Here is a 16929-nt window from a genome sequence, read left to right on the forward strand (position 1 = left end):
TCCGATGAGTGCCGTGACGCAGGCGGACAAGCTCGTCCGCATGGCCAACCAGATCGCCACCTTCTTCCGGTCCTACCCGGAGGAGGAGGCGGTCGCCGGGGTCCAGAAGCACATCAAGGCGTTCTGGACGCCCAAGATGATCGCGCATCTCGAGGCCGCCCTCCCGGAGCAGGGCGACCGGGTCGACAGCTACGTGCGGCGGGCGTTGCAGGGCGAGGAGCCGGCGGCCGACAGCCCGGTGCGGCCCGCGACCCGGGATCCGCAACTCGCGGGCGCGGGCGCCAGCGACGCGGGCTGACCGATCGGCACAGGTCGGAGGGTTCGGGCTCTGACCCGGCCGGAGCGGAGCGGCAAAGGATCACGCGAAACGCCCCCCTCTTCCGACCGGGAGAGGGGGGCGTTTCGCGTCTGGCCTGTGCCGATGCGTGAAGGGGGGCTGGCGCTGACGAGGTGCGCCGACATCGGGCGCGTCTGAAGGGCGCCCGCGCCGTCATGCGATGGCCGCCCAATCTGGGCGGCCATCGCCCCGTTGGACCCGGCGACGTCGGTCGCCGGGCCTGCGGATGTCAGTTCTTGAGGGCGACCGTGAAGTCGGCCTCGGTCTTCTTGCGGATCTCGTCCTCGGTGACGCCGTCGGCGAGTTCGATCAGCGTCATGCCGCCGTCGCCCTTCTTGTCGATGGCGAACACGCCGAGATCGGTGATCACCAGATCGACCACCTGGGTTCCGGTGAGCGGCAGGTCGCAGGCCTTGAGCAGCTTCGGGCTCTCGGTGCCGTCCTTGTTCTTGGCGACGTGCTCCATCACCACGACCACGCGCTTCACCCCGGCCACGAGGTCCATGGCGCCGCCCATCCCCTTCACCATCTTGCCGGGGATCATCCAGTTGGCGAGGTCGCCGTTGCCGGCCACCTGCATGGCGCCGAGGATCGACAGGTTGATGTGCCCGCCGCGGATCATCCCGAAGGAATCCGCCGAGGAGAAGTAGCTCGTCGTCGGAAGCGCGGTGATCGTCTGCTTGCCGGCGTTGATCAGGTCCGGATTCTCCTCACCCTCGTAGGGGAAGGGGCCCATGCCCAGCATGCCGTTCTCCGACTGGAGCTGCACCGACATGCCCTCGGGGATGTAGTTCGACACCAGCGTCGGGATGCCGATGCCGAGGTTCACGTAGAAGCCGTCCTCCAGCTCCTTGGCGGCGCGCGCCGCCATCTGCTCGCGGGTCCAGGCCATCGTTCTCGCTCCCTTCCCGTCCGGTCAGTGCGTGCCGCCGCCGGCCGCGGCGGCCGGGGTCGCATCGTTGCGCTTGCGCGTCGTGCGCTGCTCGATGCGCTTGTCGCGCACGCCCACGTCGACGATGCGCTTCACGAAGATGCCGGGCGTGTGGATCGTGTCCGGATCGATCTCGCCCGGCTTCACGAGATGCTCGACCTGCGCCACCGTCATCTTGGCGGCGGTGGCCATCATCGGGTTGAAGTTGCGCGCGGTCATCCGGTAGCGCAGGTTCCCCTCGGTGTCGCCCGTATGGGCGTGGACCAGGGCGAGGTCGGCGAACAGGCCGCGCTCCATGACGTAGTGCTCGCCATCAAACTCGCGGACCTCCTTGCCCTCGGCGACCTTGGTGCCGACGCCGGTCTTGGTAAAGAAGGCCGGGATGCCGGCGCCGCCGGCGCGAATCCGCTCGGCGAGCGTGCCCTGCGGGTTGAACTCGATCTCCAGCTCGCCGCCGAGATACTGGCGGGCGAATTCCTTGTTCTCGCCCACGTAGGACGAGATCATCTTCCGGACCTGACGGGTGTCCAGAAGCTTGCCGAGGCCGACCCCGTCGATGCCGGCATTGTTCGAGACGACGGTGAGACCTTTGACGCCCGAGAGGCGCACCGCCTCGATCAGCTCGTCCGGGATGCCGCAGAGGCCGAAGCCGCCGCACATCACCATCATGTCGTCGTGCAGGAGGCCGGCCAGGGCCGCGGCGGCATCCGTGTAGACCTTCTTCATCGAACCGTCCTTTTCCCGCCGGACCCGACCGGCCGAAACCTTGGGAAGTGCGTGTCCTCGCGCCTGCTCTCCCCGATTCCGCGCGTGAAATCCAGTGGTGCGCCGCACCGGTCCGCGCGGACGCGGGCGATCCGTAACCGGCACTGCGTTGGGGAGGGCAGGGCGGCCCTGCGCGGGCGCGGCAGACAAAGCCGGCCAAGGACGCTAAATTGCCCACTCGACGTGCAGACCCTGCCGGGCCGCGGCAGCCCGAGGGGCCGGCGCGGCGCCCGGCTTCCGGTTACAGCCGCCGCCCCTTCGGAGCATGATGTCGCTGCGCCGCCCGATCTTCGTCCTCGCTCTCGGGAGCCTGATCGCGGCCGGCCTCGGCCTGCGCGATTGGCCCCTGGAGGACGGCCGGGTCACGGCCTACGCGCGCCGCGCCTTCGACGCCTACGGCCTGGGCCTGACGCTGCAGGGCCCCGCGAGCGTCGCGGTGCTGCCTTGGCCGCGCCTGACCCTCGACCGCGTCCGGCTCGCCGCCGGTTCCGACGGCCCGGTCCTGGCGGATGCGGGCCGCCTGACTATCGACCTCGACCCGCTGAGCCTCCTCGGCGGGCGCGCGGCCGTGAGCGGGCTTCGCCTGGAGGGCGCGCGGTTGTCGGATGACCCCGCCGGCTGGGACGCCCCCCTCGCGCGCCTCGCCGAGCAGGCCCGGTCCGGCGAGACGGCTCGGCCACGCCGCATCGTCGTGCGCGACGCGCGCCTCGCCGCCGGCGACACGGCCCGGGACATCGACCTGGACATCGCGTGGCCGCTCTGGGGCAAGACCGCCGAGGGCCGCGCCAGCTTCACGTGGCGGGGCGTGCCGACCCGGATCACCCTGACCCACCTGCGTCCGGCCGAGCTGGCCCAGCGCCGCCGCAGCCCGTTCACCGCGGAGGTCACGTGGCCGGACGGCAGCCTCGCGGCGGACGGAACGGTGGCGCCGCCCGCGGAGGGGAACGCGCTGCCCGTCCTGTCCGGGCAGGTCCGGTTCGAGACGCGATCCCTGCCGGAGAGCCTGGCCTGGATCGGCCGTGATGTGCCGCTGGCGCCGCTCGCCGGCGCCTTCTCGATCGACGGCCGGTTCGAGACGGCGGAGCGGTCCATCTCGTGGCCGAGCCTGCGCATCGGCCTCGGTCAGAACGTGCTGGAAGGCGCCGGCGCCGTCGCCTTCGGACCCGGCAAGGCGCCGCGCCTCTCGGTGCAGGCGACCCTGGCGGCCGAGACCCTCGACTTCACGCCGCTCGTCGAGGATCTGACCCGGCTCCTCGATCCCGCCCCGGTATCCGTCGCCCTGGCGCCGCTCACGCAGGGCGACCTCGACCTCCGCCTGTCGGCGGCGGAGGGCCGCGCCGGCGCCGTTCGGGTGCAGGATCTGGCGGCGAGCATCCTGGTGCGGGATACCGCCCTTGAGGTCGCGGTGAACCGGGCCCGGATCCAGGACGGCACGTTCAAGGGGCGCGTGAACCTGACGAGCGGGACCGATCCGGCCGCGACGGAGCTGCGCACCCAGGGGAGCCTCGACCGCGTCGATCTCGGTGCGCTCCTCGGCGAGATCGGCGCGGCCCGCTGGGTGGTCGGGCCCGTCCAGGGGCATTTCGCCCTCGAATCCAGGGCGCGTGACACGGTCGGCCTCCTGGCGCATCTCGGCGGACGGGCCACGCTCGCCATGGATGGCGGCGCCATCGCGGGCCTCGATCTCGCCGACGTCGTCCACCGCAACGGTGCCGTGGCGTCCGGAGCTCTGGCGCGCCGGAACGGCCGGACCGCGTTCGAGCGGGCCGTGGTGACGCTGCGCTTCGTCGACGGTGTCGGCGAGATCGCCGAGTCGGGTCTTCTGGGGCCGAGTGTCGGCGCCACCCTTCACGGCCAGGTGTCGCTGCCGGAACGGCGACTCGACGCCAGGGGCGATCTCGTCCTGCGGCCGCCCGGCGATTCCGCCCGCGGGATCCTGTTCGCGGTGACGGGCCCCTGGAACGCCCTGACGGCTCAGACGGCCGCCCACAGCGAGCCGTCCGATCCGGCCGGCCGGATCGGGGATGCGATGCTGCCCGATCCTCTCAAATTGCCCGCCACCCTCGGCCTGCCCGGCAGTGTCCGTGCCTTCGCGCCGTGACGGTCGCGCGTTGGCGCCGGCCCCGGCCAAGCTCTAAGATCGGATCCCGATCGCCGTCATGATCCCCATGCGCCGCCTGCTCATCGAGGAACCCGTCACCCGCGCAGGGCCTCTGGCCCGGCGGCTCGCCGTGTTCTCCGTCATCGCCACCGGCATCGCCCTGATCTTGGTCCGGGACCCGCGTGCCGACACCGACGCGGCGCTCGCGGCCCTGGTGGCCGGGTTCGGGGTCGCGGTGCTCGCCGCGGCGGCTGCGGTCTTCGCCTTCGTGCGGGTCTGGCGCGAGGGGGCTCGCGGTCTCGGGGCCGCCCTCGCAGGGCTGATCCTCGCGCTGGCGGTCCTCGGCTATCCCGCTTTCCTGGGCTTGCGCAGCCTGCGGCTGCCGGCGCTGTCCGACATCACCACCGACATCGACAACCCACCCGCCTTCTCGCGCTCGCGGGCGGCCTTCGCGGCGCGCGGCGGCCGCTACCCGGCGGATCCCGGCCCCGCGATCCGCGAGCGCCAGCGCGGCGCCTATCCGCAGATCGCGCCCCTGACCCTCGATATCGGCGCCGACGAGGCCTTCGAACTCGCCCGGCAGGCGGCGCTGAAGCGGCACTGGCAGATCGTCGAGGCGATCCGGCCGGGGGGACGCACCGGGAACGGTCGGATCGAGGCCGTGGCCCGCGGTCTGATCCTCAACCTTCCCGGCGACGTCACCGTGCGCATCCGCCCCCGCGCGGACGGGGCGCGGATCGACGTGCGCTCGGCCTCGCGCCTCAGCGGCCGCGATTTCGGCAGCAACGCGGACCGGATCCGGGCCTATCTCGACGACGTCGCCAACCTCGCCCTCGCGGTGAAGTGACCCGTCGCGTCCCTCAGGCCGGCGCGTAGGTGCCGTCCAGCCGGGGGGCGCCGTCGCAGGTCGCGCGGCCGCGTCCGACAAGATCCTCCAGATGGGCGAAGACCGACAGCGCCGCGGCGCCGCGGAGACGGGGATCGAGCCCCTGGTAGATCGCCGCGACGATGTCGGCGATCCGCCTGTCCCCGGCCGCCAGACGCGCGCGGATCGCCGCTTCGCGCTGGCGGCGGTGCCCGGCCAGCCCGCGCAGGAACCGGGCGGGCTCGCATACGGGTCCGCCATGGCCCGGCCAGTACACGGTCTCGTCGCGCCCGCGCAGCTTGTCGAGGGAGTCCATGTAGGCCCGCATCGCGCCGTCCGGCGGGGCCACGATCGTGGTCGACCACGCCATGACGTGGTCCCCCGAGAACAGCGCCTGCGCTTCCGGCAGCGCGAAGGCGAGATGGTTCATCGTGTGGCCGGGGGTCTCGACGGCCACGAGGGTCCAGCCTCGACCGGACACGGAATCGCCCTCCGCCATGATCCGCTCGGGAGCGTGAGCCCGGTCTGCGCTGGCGTCGAGCATCGGCGCTTCCGCCTCCGAGAGCGCGCGTGCGGCCCTGTGTGGCCCGCATCCGACGATTGGCGCGCCGGTGCGGGCAGCGAGGAGCCGCGCGCCCGGAGAATGATCACGGTGGGTGTGGGTGACCACGATGGCCTCCACACGCTCCCCAGCGAGGTCCTGAAGCAGCGCCTCGATATGCACCGGATCATCCGGGCCCGGATCGAGCACCGCGACGCGATCCTGGCCCACCACGTAGGTGCAGGTGCCGCTCGCCGTGAAGGGGCCGCCGTTCGGCGCGACCCGGCGGCGGATCAACGGGGCGACCGGCTCCAGCCGCCCGGCTGGGGGCATCGAACGATCGAAGGTCAGGCTGTTCTCGTCGGCGTCCGCCATCGCGATCCCATGCGATCGACACGGCGCTTCCTTGGACGGTTCGACGCCGCGTGGCAATCGGCCCGGAGACCGCGATCCGACGTTCCGGGCATTCCCCGCGCGTCCGGCAAGTTCCGATGTCGCAGACGCGCTCTGAGACCGGATGACCGCCCCTGCACCGACCTCGCCCCCTGGAGGCGGCCGTCGGTCTGGGCGTGACGCTTACGGGCCAGACCGCGACGAAGGACGTCAGCCCTGGCGGCGGGTCTGTCGAGCGCGCACGCGGACCGGTACGGGCGCCGGTGCCGGCAGGAGACCGAGCGCTGCCGCGCGCAAGGCATCGCCGGTTCTATCGACGAGATCGGCGAGGCGCACCGCCAGCGCGGCGGCCTTCGATCGAACGGCACTCTTGGCAGATTGCAGCATCGCAAATCCCGGATCGAGCCTGGAGACCTCTCTTCGAACGCTAGCGCCCCTGTCTCGTTCCGTCACCCCTTGACGCGGACAGCGCACGAACCCCCCGCTCCCCAGGGGACTTCGCGATCGGGGCGGAACCGGAGCGAAACCTTGGCGTTTTCGTGTTCAGAACGACGCGGCCCGCCCGCGTTGAGACTTTCGAAGGATCTGAACGATGCTCGGTTGGGCCGTAACTTTTCTCGTCGTCGCCCTCGTGGCCGCTCTGCTTGGCTTCGGCGGCATCGCCGGCACGGCGATGGAAGCTGCCAAGCTGGTATTCTTCGTGGCCATCGTCCTCTTTGCGATCTCGGCGGTCGTGGGACTGATGCGGGGCCGCTCGCCGACACTTTGAGGAACGACCGGAGACGCCGGCCCCGATCCCGGGCCGGCGCACGGCGCGATGAAAAGCCGCCGCCCCGTGCGGCGGCTTTTTCCGTCGTGTCGGTCCGCATACTGGGCTCGAGACGGTTCCGTCTGGCCGAGGCGGGGGTATAGGGATGGGCGTCCGCTGGATCCGGGGTCGAGGGCTCTCGACCGTCAGGCTTTGCGGTCGGCGCTGTCCAGCTTCGCGATCAGTTCGGCAAAGCGGTCGGGCACCGGTTGCTGCGTGACCGTGTCGTACATCGCGCGCAGCTGCGTCGCGATACGATTGCGGGTCTGGTCGCTCAGGCCGTTCTTGGTCCGGTGGCCGGTGGTCTGGTCAGGGGTGTCGAAAGGTTGCTGATCGACGGCGCCGTCCTGGCCCTCCGACGAGCGATTCGAGACAGTCTCGGCATGCGAATAGCGCGCGCGAAGACCTCCCTCCTTTCCCTGGTCCACCATCAATAGGCCCCTTGTTGCCGAAGTCGGCTCGGCCGCATTGTGCTGCGGCTCGACATACGCCATGGCTGCGGCGGCAACGCCTGCCCGCCGGGATCGGTTCCGCCGGGGGGTGGAACGGAGTGCGGGCCTCCGCGTTGGGCGGTAGGCTGCGCAGGACACAAGCCGGCCCCGGCAGGACTTCGGTAAAGGACCGAGGCGTTCGCGGCCGGGCAACACGGCGAGGCACAGGGGATCGAATGTCGACATCGCAACTCGTGGTACAGCACCTGCCGTACCTGCGCCGCTACGCGCGGGCGCTCACGGGTAGCCAAGTGGCGGGCGACGCGTATGTCGCCGCCACCCTGGAGACCCTCGTCAACGAACCGGACACGCTCGGCCGGAGCACCAACATCAAGGCCGATCTGTTCCGTGTCTTCACGCGGATCTGGAATTCGCTCTCGGTGAACGGCCGCAGCGAGCAGGTTCAGCACGATCTGCCGGCGGAGGTCCGTCTCGGCCAGATCACGCCGCTGCCGCGGCAGGCGTTCCTGCTCTCCTGCCTCGAAGGCTTCTCCGAGGAAGATGCGGCCATCATCCTGGGCGTCGACGTCTCCGAGGTCCGTGACCTCGTGGACGAGGCCGGCCGCGAGCTGGCCGCCGACATGGCGACCGAGATCCTCATCATCGAGGACGAGCCGCTGATCGCGATGGATCTCGAGGCCCTCGTGGAGGGTCTGGGTCACAATGTCATCGGCGTCGCCCGCACCCGCACCGAGGCGATCAAGATCGCCGGCGAGGGTAAGCGTCCCGGCCTGATCCTGGCGGACATCCAGCTCGCCGACGGCTCCTCGGGTCTTGATGCCGTGAACGATCTCCTGAAGACCTTCGAGGTCCCGGTGATCTTCATCACGGCCTATCCGGAGCGGTTCCTCACCGGCGAGCGTCCCGAGCCCGCCTTCCTCATCGCGAAGCCCTTCCAGCCGGCGAATGTCTCGGCGGTGATCAGCCAGGCGCTGTTCTTCCAGCAGACGGCCCGTCGGCGCGAAGCCAAGACGGCCTGAGAGGACGGCCTGAGCCGGGCTCGGCGGTTCTCGCCGGGCTGAACCGGTCCCAGGCCGCCTCCGAGCCTCGATGACGACAAAAACCCCGGCTTGCGCCGGGGTTTTTTGTTGTCCGTGCCGGAGACCCGGACATCCCGGATGCAGGCGCAAAAAAACGGGCCGGAGAAGTCTCCAGCCCGTCGCGAAGGTTCCGGCCGATGCACAAGGGGAATGCGGGGAGGACCAGGTGGCCGGGTGCAGAGAAAACGGATGCCGGACCGGGAGGTTCCAGCAAACGCACGTTTTCTGATGCGGTGGCCTTTTGGCCACATGTGGATGGTGTGGATTGTGGGCGTGCGCCGCCGCACCAACGGCCGGGCTGTCATCGAATACTCAGGATACGTAGGCGCGTCACAGTCTAGGAACCTGCGATTGCAGGGCGCGTTATACGAACATCCTGTCAAGCTCTCGCATGAGGTCGGGGCAATGCTGCGGTCTGGTTTCCTCCTGGGCGTGAGTGCTCCTGCCGCTCTTCTCACCGTCCTCGTCCAGCCGGTCGTGCGCGACACGGCGGATCGTTGGGTGCCCCCGGTGCCCACCGCCCAGACGGCGCAGATTCCGCTGCCGGGGATGCGGCCAGTCTCCATCGCGCTCAGCCCGACGCGGGTCGCGGGCGTTCAGAAGGCCGACGGTCGGATTGCCCCGGTCGCAGGGGAAGCTCAGGATCTGGAGATCAAGCCGATCCTGCGTCAGCCGCCCCGGCGTATGGTCCGCGAAGGCTGCGAGACGGCTCTGAGCTCCCTGGTCGGGCCCGAGGCGCGCCGCATGAGCCCCGGGCGTTGCATTTCCTGATCGTTGCCCCCCGGATCCCGTAACGCAAAAGGCCCCGTCACCATGGCGGGGCCTTTTGCGTTGGTGTGCCGTGTTGGCATTGCTGAAACGAAAACGGCGCCGGTCCGAAGACGCGGCGCCGCTACGCGATACGCGTGAGCCGATGCCTCACTCGGCCCGGCCTGTCCCCGTGGACTGACCGCCCTTGCGACCGGCGGACGAAGCCAATTCGCGATCCTGCGAAAAGGAACGCTTCTCTGCCGGCACGCTGCGGCCGCCCTTGCTGGCGATCTCGCGCTGCCGCTCGAGGTTCATCGAGGCAAAGCCCCGCTTCGAGGTCGAATTTCCGGATGCCATCAGTTCCTCCTCAGGCTTCGCTTCACCCCGCAACAACCTTCAGCAATAACCAAGGTTCCTATCCCGAGACCTGCTCAAGCTTCCGCCAGCTAAGCTTGGCAGCAACCCGGACTTGTGTCGGGCGTTGGTCGACGTTCGACCTTGGTCGACATCCGCGGCCGTGTCGGCATGACCGGAGCCACGGCGACTTGGTCCGGGAGGCGGTGCGACAGTGCGACCGCGGAATGAGATGGGGTATCGCGCATGACGAACCGCAACATGGTCAAGGATCCTGTCCCGGGCACGGCGACGGAGCGGCCGAACACGCCGCCGATGCCGCCGATGCCGGCCCCGGAAGATTCCGCCACGCCGACCACCCGTGAGGAGCCCACCGACTCAGCCCATCTGAATGCCAGCCTCAAGCGCGAAGCGCCCGCTCCCGGGCGCCAGGGCCTCTCGACCGAGCGCTGATCCAGGCCGAAGCCGCCTTCAAGCCTGCCGCCGGTGCGTGAGGCGGGTCAGGGCGGCGATCAGAAGGGCGATCGCCAGGATGGTGACGATCCCGGCCCCCGTCAGGATCCGCTGGATGAGCGGCGTATAGAGACCCCGTGCGGCATCGTAACCGTAGCAGAGCAGGGTGAGCCGGTCGGCGAGGCTGCCGACCCGGCCTTCGCCGGCCTCGGTCAGGGCGAGGCGGAGATCCCGCCCGGTTAGGGCGAGGGGCGACAGCACCCGTGCCACCCGGCCGTCGGCGGCGAGAAGAATGGCCGCCGCCGGATGGGCGAAGCTGTCGGTACCGGCATCATAGACGGCCTGATAGCCCAGGGCGCCGGTGAGGCGCGAGAGGGCCGTGTCCGAGGCGATCAGCGCCCGGGGGCGGGCCGATGCATCCCTGTCTCCCAGCGTATCCGCGAGCATGCGGCGCGCGGCCGCGGGATCGTCGCGCGGGTCGATCCCGACCAGGACGAGCCCGTAATCGTCCCGCGGGAGTCCTGTCGCCGCGAGGGCCTCCACCGACATCGACACCATCGGGTCGCATACATTGCCGCAGGTGTAATCGACGGGCAGCAGCAGGGCGGCCCGACCGTCGAGGGCCTTGCCCAGGGTGGTGGGCTGCCCGGTGCGCGCATCGGTGACCGCAAGGTCGAGCGGGACGCGGGCCCCCGGGGGCGGCGTGACCGCGACACGGGCGAGATCGGCCTGGACCAGCCGGGCTGCGGCCGGCCTCGACCCCAGGATGAGGCCGAGTGCCAGCAGGGCGCCGAGACCACACCGCCAAGTTGCGTCCAGTGCAGGGCTGGACAAGTGCCTGACGAACCGCATGGATATACGGGCCCGTCCGGCCCCGCCGTCCTGGGCGTGAGACCCGTCGCGGAGCCCCCGAATGACCCTCGACACCGAGGTTTCCTCCCTGAAGCAGGTGCCGCTGTTCCGCGAGGTGGAACCGTCGCGCCTGAAGCTTCTGGCCTTCACCAGCGAGCGGGTGCATTTCGAGCCGGGGCAACGCTTCTTCGCCCGCGGCGATGTGGCGGATGCAGCCTACGTGATCCTCTCGGGCACCGCGGAGGTCAGCATCGATGGCCCCGCCGGCCCGGTGCGGCTGGCGTTGCTCGGCCAGGATGCCCTGGTCGGCGAGATGGGCATCCTGGCCGAGCAGCCCCGGTCCGCCACCGTGACGGCGCAATCCGCGGTGACCGCCCTGCGCATCGACCGGGGCGTCTTCCTGGAACTGCTCGCACAGTTTCCCCAGATCAGCATCGCCCTGATGCGCGTCCTGGCCTTGCGGCTGGAGCAGACCAATCAGGCGCTGGCCGAGAGCCGCGGCTGATCACGCTGCGTAAGTGATGAATTCCAGGAGCGACCCGTCCGGATCCCGGAAATAGACGCTCTGGCCGGGACCCGCGGCGCCGTGCCGCTCCACCGGCCCGAGTTCCACCACGATGCCGGCTGCCTCGAGATGCGCGATCGCCGCCTCGATCGGACCCGACCAGCGGAAGCACAGATCGCTGTTGCCGGGCTGGACGGGTTTGGCCGCCACGGGCACCGCCTCGACGCCAGGGCCATGGCAGTTGAGCTGGACGCCGCCGAACCGGTAGGCGAAGCCTGGGCCGCGCTCGATGATCTCGGCGCCCACCACATCCCGGTAGAAGGCATTGGATCGGGCCCAGTCGCTGACGTGGATCACACAGTGGTCGAGGTGTATCGCCGGGCTGAGCGGGACCTCGGGTGCGGTCGTCGCCTCGGTCGGAAGAGTTTGGGTCTCGGGCATCCTTCACCTCCGCGCCGGCCGCAATAGAGCGTTGCCGCGATTCTGAATTAGGGCGCAACCGTGGCCGCGCGAGCCGCCCGCACGCGATCCGCTGCGGCGGAAAAGCTACATCGTCACGGGCGCTGAGGCGGTAGGCATGGCGCGACGACCGTATCCCGCACGACAGGACCTATGATCGCCACGCTTCCATCGGCCTGGAGCCGCCTGCGCCGGATCGCCCTCTCGCGGATCCTCCTCGCCGTGGTGGCGATCGCGCCGCTGGCGGCCTGTCAGACCCGTCCGGTCCAGGTCGCGCAGGACGACGAATCCGCTTGGTACATCGGCGCAAAGCCCGACAAGCCCTTCGACATTCCCCTCGTCGATACCCAGCGGCTCGACCCCAAATATCGCCGGCAGCAGGTCAGCTACAACGGCCCCGAGCAACCCGGCACCATCGTCGTCGACATCGACAAGCGCCAGCTTGTCCTTGTTCAGGCCGATGGCACGGCGATGCAGTACGGCGTCGGCGTCGGCAAGGCAGGCTTCTCCTGGAAGGGCGAGGCCCGGGTCGGACGCAAGGGTGTCTGGCCGGATTGGAGCCCGACGGCCACGATGGTCTCGCTCCATCCCGACTTGCCACGGACCCGTAAGGGCGGCGTCGACAACCCGCTCGGTGCCCGCGCGCTCTACCTGTACCAGGGCAACCGCGACATCCTGTTCAGGATCCACGGCACCAACGAGCCCTGGAGCATCGGTGAGCAGATGTCGTCGGGCTGCGTCCGGATGCTGAACGAAGACATCGCGGACCTCTACGAGCGCGTGCCGGTGGGAACCCGCGTTCTCGTCAAGCGCAACGGCCAATACCGGACCTGATCGGTCTGGCTCCCCCGACGTCGGCTGCGACGCGCAAAGGCGGCGGTCAGCCGGCCGGCCTCACAGAGGCGGCGTCGCGCGCCTCTTCGGAGGCGTGGCGCGCGAGACGGCCGAGACCCTCACGATCCAGCGCCGGGTCACGCGGGGCGCCGTCCCGTACCATGCCGTCGCTCGCCAGGACCGCGGCCGTGGTCAGCCCCGGGCTCGTACGGGCGGCCGGTCCTTCCGGCCCGATCGCGAGGCCGATCCAGGTGAGAAGGGCCGCGCTCAGGGCCAAGCCGGCGAGCAGGGTCTTGAGAAAGCTCATGCGATACAACGACGGCTCCGGGGCGCCGTTCCTTGGCGCAGCCCGCACGCAGGGTCGGAACGCTTTCGCAACCACGACGGGAGAAAGTCGGAGCCGGGGAAGCGCCGTCCCTCCGGTCGCCCGACAAATTCGCCACATTGGTCGTGCAGCGTGACGGCCCTCACACCGCTTTTCTTCGACGCCTTGCCTCCCGCGTGGACAGTTCCGTGATGATCAGACCGATGCTTGCCCTGCTCCTCCTGTGCGGCCCTGCGGCCGCGGCCGGGACGATCAGCGGTCCGGCGACCGTGATCGACGGCGACACGATCGAGGTGCAGGGGACGCGCATCCACCTATACGGCATCGACGCCCCCGAGACCGCGCAGAGCTGCGAGAGCGCCAAGGGCCTGGAATATCGCTGCGGCCGCGAGGCCGCGCAGGCCCTGCGCGCGCGGATCGACGGCGGCGTCGTCACCTGCGAGCGGCGGGAGGGAGCCGTCGCCGGGCGTGTCACCGGGATCTGCCATGTCCATGGCGAGGATCTGTCCGCCTGGATGGTCGGCCAGGGCCTGGCGCTGGCCAGCCGCCACGTGACGCCCACCTATGTCCGCCACGAGGGGCACGCCTGGGCGACCCGCCGCGGCATCTGGGCCGGCACCTTCGAGAAGCCGGCCGATTGGCGCCAGGATCGGCGCCGGGTCGAGGCCACGGCCGGGGCGAGCGCGGCCGACTAGCGGGTCCGGCGGCTCAGGCCGTCGCGTCCTGCCCCTCGGTGAATTCCCGCCACAGCAGGACCAGGGCGGCCATCACCGCCGGGCCGACGAACAGGCCGAGCAGCCCGAAGGTCTCGACGCCGCCGAGGATGCCGAGGAGCACCCACAGGAAGGGCAGTTTCGTCGTGCCGCCGATCAGAGCCGGCCGGATGAAATGGTCGGCGACGAAGGTCACGACGAAACCCGCCGCAGCCACCACCAAAGCCGCCGTCACCGAACCCGCCGCAACCAGAAGAAGCGCCGCGATGGCGATGGCCACGGCGGCTCCGAACGGGATCATCGCCGCGACCGCCGTGAAGGCGCCGAGCAGCACGGGGTGGGGTACCCCCGCGAAGTGGTACACGATCCCCAGCACGAAGCCCTCGCCGAGGCCCACCAGCACGAGCCCGTCGACGGTGCCGTGCACGGAGGCCACCATCTGGCGGGCGACGCGCTCGCCGCGCGGGCCGAACAGCCGGTGGCAGGCGGTCAGCGACTGGTCCCGCACCGTCCGCCAGTCGCGGAACAGGAAGAACAGGGCCACGAGGCTGAAGCCGAACAGCACGATCCGGTGCACCACCTCGCGGCCGACATTGCGCGACGCCCCGAGCACGGAATTGTTCTCGAACCGGCGCAGCAGGTCCGAGCCCGCCTGCGCGTGGCCGAGATTGTCGTTCCACCACGCAGTCGCCTGCGCGGCGCCGTAGGGCAGGTGCTGGAGGAATTCCGGCGCCGGGATGCCGTTCGCCTCGGCATTGCGGACGAACTCGGCCACGTCATGGGCCTCGCGGGCGGCCTGGACGCCGAGGATCGCCAGCGGCGCCAGGAAGACCAGCGCCACCGCCGCCGTCATCAGCGTGGGCAGCAGGATGTTGTGCTTCCCCGGCGGGAAGCGGTGCTCCAGCCGCGTGTAGACTGGCCACAGGGCGATCGCCAGCACCACCGCCCAGGCCAGCGCGGGCAGGAACTCGTGCAGGATCCAGAGACCCAGGGCCGACAGGGTCAGCACGAGCAGGACGCGAGCCGCACCCTGGGAGCGCGCCCGCTCCTGTGGCGGGAGGGGTGGCGTCTCGATCCGCGCCGGCGGAGCGGCGGGCTTGGTGATCGGTGGCATCCGTCTGTTCTCCTGAGGACGCGCGGTCCTCTCGCCGTCAAGCTAGGGTCGGCGCAATCGGCGCACATGCGCGTCCGCGCACCCGGCGGCGCACGCTTGTGGACAGGCGCTGAAACGCCGGGGAAGCGCCGCGGTTGCCGCCCCTGACACCCTCGTGTAGAGGTCGCCGCCATTCGACGGGGCCGCGTACGAGGGCCCGTATACGCGTAGGGTGGCCGCACGGGGCGTTTCCGCCGGGCCGCCCGGGCGGCGAGGGGGCTCCCGCACGACCGATCCGGAATTCGAACAGCCCGCGAGAAGACATGTCCGACGAGCCCGCCCACGGCAGCGCCACCTTCGAGCGCGTGGCCGACATCATAGCCGAGACCGCCGACATCCCGCGGGACAAGATCACGCCCGAGAGCCACGCCATCGACGACCTCGGCATCGACAGCCTCGCCTTCCTCGACATCGCCTTCGCGGTGGACAAGGCCTTCGGGATCAAGCTGCCGCTCGAGCGCTGGACCCAGGAGGTCAACGAGGGCAAGGTCCCGGCCGAGGAGTACTTCGTCCTCAAGAACCTCTGCGCGCGCATCGACGGCCTCGTGGCCGAGAAGGCCGCCAAGGTCTGAACGCAGGCCGATCCGACCCATCATGCGCCTCGAATATTTCGAGATGATCGACTCCGTGCGGCTCCTCGATCGGGCCGCCGGCCGCATCGAGGCGCTCGCCCGGGTGCCCATGGCCAGCCCGGTCTTCGAAGGGCACTTCCCCGGCCATCCCCTGGTGCCGGGCGTCCTCCTCACCGAGACGATGGCGCAGGCCTCCGGCTACCTCGTGCTTGCCCATCTCGACTTCGCCCGGATGCCGTTCCTCACCGGCGTCGACAAGGCCCGCTTCCGGTCCTTCGTGGGCCCCGGGGCGAACCTCCTCGTCACGGCGCACCTGGAGCATGACGGCTCGGGCTACGCGGTCACCAAGGCGGCGATCAGCCACGACGGCAAGGCGCTGTGCGACGCGGAGCTGCGCTTCCGCACCATGCCGTTCCCGGACGGCCTCGACGCGCCGATGCGCGAGCGGGCGCGGACGATCGGCCTGTTTCCCGATTCGGCGCCGGCCGAACGCGAGCCCTGAGTCAGCCATGAGCCGCCCCGTCGTCGTCACCGGCCTCGGCCTCGTCTCCTGCGTGGGTGAAGGCGTCGACGCCCACTTGGCCGCCCTCGCCGGGGAGGCGGCTCCGCGCACGGACAGCGAGACCTTTGCGCCCTACCCGGTGCATCCGGCGCCGGCGATCGCCTGGGACGGCCAGATTCCCAAGCGCAGCGACCAGCGGCAGATGGAGGCCTGGCAGCGGCTCGGCGTCTACGCCGCCGGCCTCGCCCTCGACGCCGCGGGCGTGAAGGATGAGGCCGCCTTCAAGCAGGCGCTCCATCTCGTCGTGGCGGCGGGCGGCGGCGAGCGCGATTACGCGGCGGACGGGGCGATCCTCACGGGCCTGCGGGACGCCGCCGATCCGGGCGCCTACCTGAACGAGCGGCTGCAGAACGACCTCCGGCCGACCCTGTTCCTCGCTCAGCTCTCGAACCTGCTCGCCGGCAACATCGCCATCGTGCACGGGGTGACGGGCGCCTCGCGCACCTTCATGGGCGAGGAATCCGCCGGGGTCGACGCCCTGCGGATCGCCCAGGCGCGGGTGGCTTCGGGCCAGATCGATGCGATCCTGGTCGGCGGCTCCTACAGCGCCGAGCGGCCGGACGTTCTGGTCATCCACGAGATGGGCGGCTACCTCGCCCGCGACGCCTACCGCCCGGTCTTCGCGCGCGGCGAGGCGGGCGGCTTCATCCTCGGTAGCTGCGCAGCGTTCTTGATGCTGGAATCGGCTGCGCATGCGGCCGCCCGCGGTGCCCGTGCCCTGGCGCGGCTTGAGACGGTGGCGAGCGACCGGACCCGGCGCACGCCTGGCAGCGTCGCCGACAGCCTCGAGGCCCTCTGGCGACAGGCCGGCCTCTCGGGCCCCGATCACGTCCTGTCCGGTGCCACCGGAGTCGCGCCGATCACCGCGGAAGAGCACGATGCGCTGGCCCGTCTCGCGCCCGGCGCGCGGCTGCGCGCCCTCGGGGACGTGATCGGGCACGGGCTCGAAGTGGCGGCACCCTTCGGAACGGCGCTCGGGGCCGCCCTCGTCGCCGGCGGCAGCGCCCGCGAGGTCGCGGTGACCGCCGTCGGCCATCGGCGCGGCGAGGGTGTTCTGCGCCTCGTTCCGGCCTGAGCAAGCCCGTCCGGTGCCTGCGTGCCGACGGCGCTAGTTCGTGCGGCCGT

Annotated in this window: 22 protein-coding genes; 13 read left to right on the forward strand and 9 right to left on the reverse strand. The window is 70.7% G+C overall.

Annotation, left to right across the window (positions count from 1 at the left end; genetic code table 11):
* Window positions 1-4 precede the first annotated feature (4 nt).
* A complete protein-coding gene (locus BM396_RS23360; RefSeq protein WP_043349488.1) occupies window positions 5-298 on the forward strand; it encodes a formate dehydrogenase subunit delta in 294 nt (97 codons plus the stop codon).
* A gap of 268 nt (window positions 299-566) precedes the next feature.
* On the opposite strand, the gene BM396_RS23365 is transcribed toward BM396_RS23360, so the two are convergent.
* Together BM396_RS23365 and BM396_RS23370 are read right to left on the reverse strand one after the other, a co-directional pair.
* Entirely contained in the window at window positions 567-1229 is a 663-nt protein-coding gene (locus BM396_RS23365) for a 3-oxoacid CoA-transferase subunit B (RefSeq protein ID WP_043386002.1), read from the reverse strand.
* Between the two features lie 24 nt (window positions 1230-1253).
* Window positions 1254-1994 carry a CoA transferase subunit A gene (locus BM396_RS23370; RefSeq protein ID WP_043349483.1) on the reverse strand — a complete coding sequence of 247 codons (741 nt, stop codon included), beginning with the start codon at window positions 1992-1994 and terminating at the stop codon, window positions 1254-1256.
* 304 nt (window positions 1995-2298) lie between these two features.
* On the opposite strand from BM396_RS23370, the gene BM396_RS23375 reads away from it, so the two are divergent.
* Together BM396_RS23375 and BM396_RS23380 are read left to right on the forward strand one after the other, a co-directional pair.
* On the forward strand, window positions 2299-4134 hold the full coding sequence (locus BM396_RS23375) for an AsmA family protein (protein WP_244538934.1): 1836 nt from the start codon (window positions 2299-2301) through the stop codon (window positions 4132-4134).
* A gap of 67 nt (window positions 4135-4201) precedes the next feature.
* Complete coding sequence (locus tag BM396_RS23380; protein ID WP_043349473.1) at window positions 4202-4981, forward strand: DUF1499 domain-containing protein; 780 nt, start codon at window positions 4202-4204, stop codon at window positions 4979-4981.
* A gap of 13 nt (window positions 4982-4994) precedes the next feature.
* On the opposite strand, the gene BM396_RS23385 is transcribed toward BM396_RS23380, so the two are convergent.
* Window positions 4995-5915 carry an MBL fold metallo-hydrolase gene (locus tag BM396_RS23385; RefSeq protein WP_043386003.1) on the reverse strand — a complete coding sequence of 307 codons (921 nt, stop codon included), beginning with the start codon at window positions 5913-5915 and terminating at the stop codon, window positions 4995-4997.
* Between the two features lie 610 nt (window positions 5916-6525).
* On the opposite strand from BM396_RS23385, the gene BM396_RS23390 reads away from it, so the two are divergent.
* Window positions 6526-6702, forward strand: coding sequence for a DUF1328 domain-containing protein (locus BM396_RS23390; protein ID WP_007568853.1), 177 nt, complete (start codon window positions 6526-6528; stop codon window positions 6700-6702).
* A 185-nt stretch (window positions 6703-6887) separates the two neighbouring features.
* On the opposite strand, the gene BM396_RS23395 is transcribed toward BM396_RS23390, so the two are convergent.
* Window positions 6888-7235: a NepR family anti-sigma factor gene (locus BM396_RS23395; RefSeq protein ID WP_236952776.1), complete on the reverse strand. Its 348-nt coding sequence runs from the start codon at window positions 7233-7235 to the stop codon at window positions 6888-6890.
* A 173-nt stretch (window positions 7236-7408) separates the two neighbouring features.
* On the opposite strand from BM396_RS23395, the gene BM396_RS23400 reads away from it, so the two are divergent.
* Window positions 7409-8212: a response regulator gene (locus BM396_RS23400; protein ID WP_043349459.1), complete on the forward strand. Its 804-nt coding sequence runs from the start codon at window positions 7409-7411 to the stop codon at window positions 8210-8212.
* 249 nt (window positions 8213-8461) lie between these two features.
* A complete protein-coding gene (locus BM396_RS33450) occupies window positions 8462-9043 on the forward strand; it encodes a hypothetical protein (RefSeq protein ID WP_244538935.1) in 582 nt (193 codons plus the stop codon).
* Window positions 9044-9190: 147 nt separating this feature from the next.
* Here BM396_RS33450 and BM396_RS23410 read toward each other — a convergent pair whose 3' ends face one another.
* The gene (locus tag BM396_RS23410) at window positions 9191-9379 is read right to left on the reverse strand and encodes a con-10 family general stress protein (RefSeq protein ID WP_043349455.1); all 189 of its coding nucleotides are present in this window, start codon (window positions 9377-9379) and stop codon (window positions 9191-9193) included.
* Between the two features lie 243 nt (window positions 9380-9622).
* On the opposite strand from BM396_RS23410, the gene BM396_RS23415 reads away from it, so the two are divergent.
* On the forward strand, window positions 9623-9829 hold the full coding sequence (locus BM396_RS23415) for a hypothetical protein (RefSeq protein ID WP_043386005.1): 207 nt from the start codon (window positions 9623-9625) through the stop codon (window positions 9827-9829).
* A gap of 18 nt (window positions 9830-9847) precedes the next feature.
* Here BM396_RS23415 and BM396_RS23420 read toward each other — a convergent pair whose 3' ends face one another.
* Window positions 9848-10663 carry a thioredoxin domain-containing protein gene (locus BM396_RS23420; RefSeq protein WP_244538936.1) on the reverse strand — a complete coding sequence of 272 codons (816 nt, stop codon included), beginning with the start codon at window positions 10661-10663 and terminating at the stop codon, window positions 9848-9850.
* A gap of 79 nt (window positions 10664-10742) precedes the next feature.
* Here BM396_RS23420 and BM396_RS23425 point away from each other — a divergent pair, with 79 nt between their 5' ends.
* Complete coding sequence (locus tag BM396_RS23425; RefSeq protein ID WP_043349450.1) at window positions 10743-11186, forward strand: cyclic nucleotide-binding domain-containing protein; 444 nt, start codon at window positions 10743-10745, stop codon at window positions 11184-11186.
* Here the strand turns inward: BM396_RS23425 and BM396_RS23430 are convergent, their stop codons facing one another.
* Entirely contained in the window at window positions 11187-11627 is a 441-nt protein-coding gene (locus tag BM396_RS23430) for a VOC family protein (protein ID WP_043386008.1), read from the reverse strand.
* A 171-nt stretch (window positions 11628-11798) separates the two neighbouring features.
* Here BM396_RS23430 and BM396_RS23435 point away from each other — a divergent pair, with 171 nt between their 5' ends.
* Window positions 11799-12479, forward strand: coding sequence for a L,D-transpeptidase (locus BM396_RS23435; protein ID WP_043349444.1), 681 nt, complete (start codon window positions 11799-11801; stop codon window positions 12477-12479).
* 46 nt (window positions 12480-12525) lie between these two features.
* On the opposite strand, the gene BM396_RS23440 is transcribed toward BM396_RS23435, so the two are convergent.
* Window positions 12526-12786, reverse strand: coding sequence for a hypothetical protein (locus BM396_RS23440; RefSeq protein ID WP_043386011.1), 261 nt, complete (start codon window positions 12784-12786; stop codon window positions 12526-12528).
* Window positions 12787-13007: 221 nt separating this feature from the next.
* Here BM396_RS23440 and BM396_RS23445 point away from each other — a divergent pair, with 221 nt between their 5' ends.
* Window positions 13008-13499 carry a thermonuclease family protein gene (locus BM396_RS23445; protein ID WP_244538937.1) on the forward strand — a complete coding sequence of 164 codons (492 nt, stop codon included), beginning with the start codon at window positions 13008-13010 and terminating at the stop codon, window positions 13497-13499.
* A gap of 13 nt (window positions 13500-13512) precedes the next feature.
* Here BM396_RS23445 and BM396_RS23450 read toward each other — a convergent pair whose 3' ends face one another.
* A complete protein-coding gene (locus BM396_RS23450; protein ID WP_043350201.1) occupies window positions 13513-14631 on the reverse strand; it encodes an AI-2E family transporter in 1119 nt (372 codons plus the stop codon).
* A gap of 302 nt (window positions 14632-14933) precedes the next feature.
* Here BM396_RS23450 and BM396_RS23455 point away from each other — a divergent pair, with 302 nt between their 5' ends.
* From BM396_RS23455 to BM396_RS23465, 3 genes are read left to right on the forward strand one after another with little or no spacing between them, the layout of a single operon-like run.
* Window positions 14934-15242 carry an acyl carrier protein gene (locus BM396_RS23455; RefSeq protein WP_010683687.1) on the forward strand — a complete coding sequence of 103 codons (309 nt, stop codon included), beginning with the start codon at window positions 14934-14936 and terminating at the stop codon, window positions 15240-15242.
* A 22-nt stretch (window positions 15243-15264) separates the two neighbouring features.
* Complete coding sequence (locus BM396_RS23460) at window positions 15265-15744, forward strand: 3-hydroxyacyl-ACP dehydratase FabZ family protein (RefSeq protein WP_043386017.1); 480 nt, start codon at window positions 15265-15267, stop codon at window positions 15742-15744.
* Window positions 15745-15751: 7 nt separating this feature from the next.
* A complete protein-coding gene (locus BM396_RS23465) occupies window positions 15752-16879 on the forward strand; it encodes a beta-ketoacyl-ACP synthase (protein WP_043386020.1) in 1128 nt (375 codons plus the stop codon).
* Window positions 16880-16929 lie beyond the last annotated feature (50 nt).

The organism is Methylobacterium sp. UNCCL125, assembly GCF_900116795.1.
GTDB lineage: Bacteria > Pseudomonadota > Alphaproteobacteria > Rhizobiales > Beijerinckiaceae > Methylobacterium > Methylobacterium fujisawaense.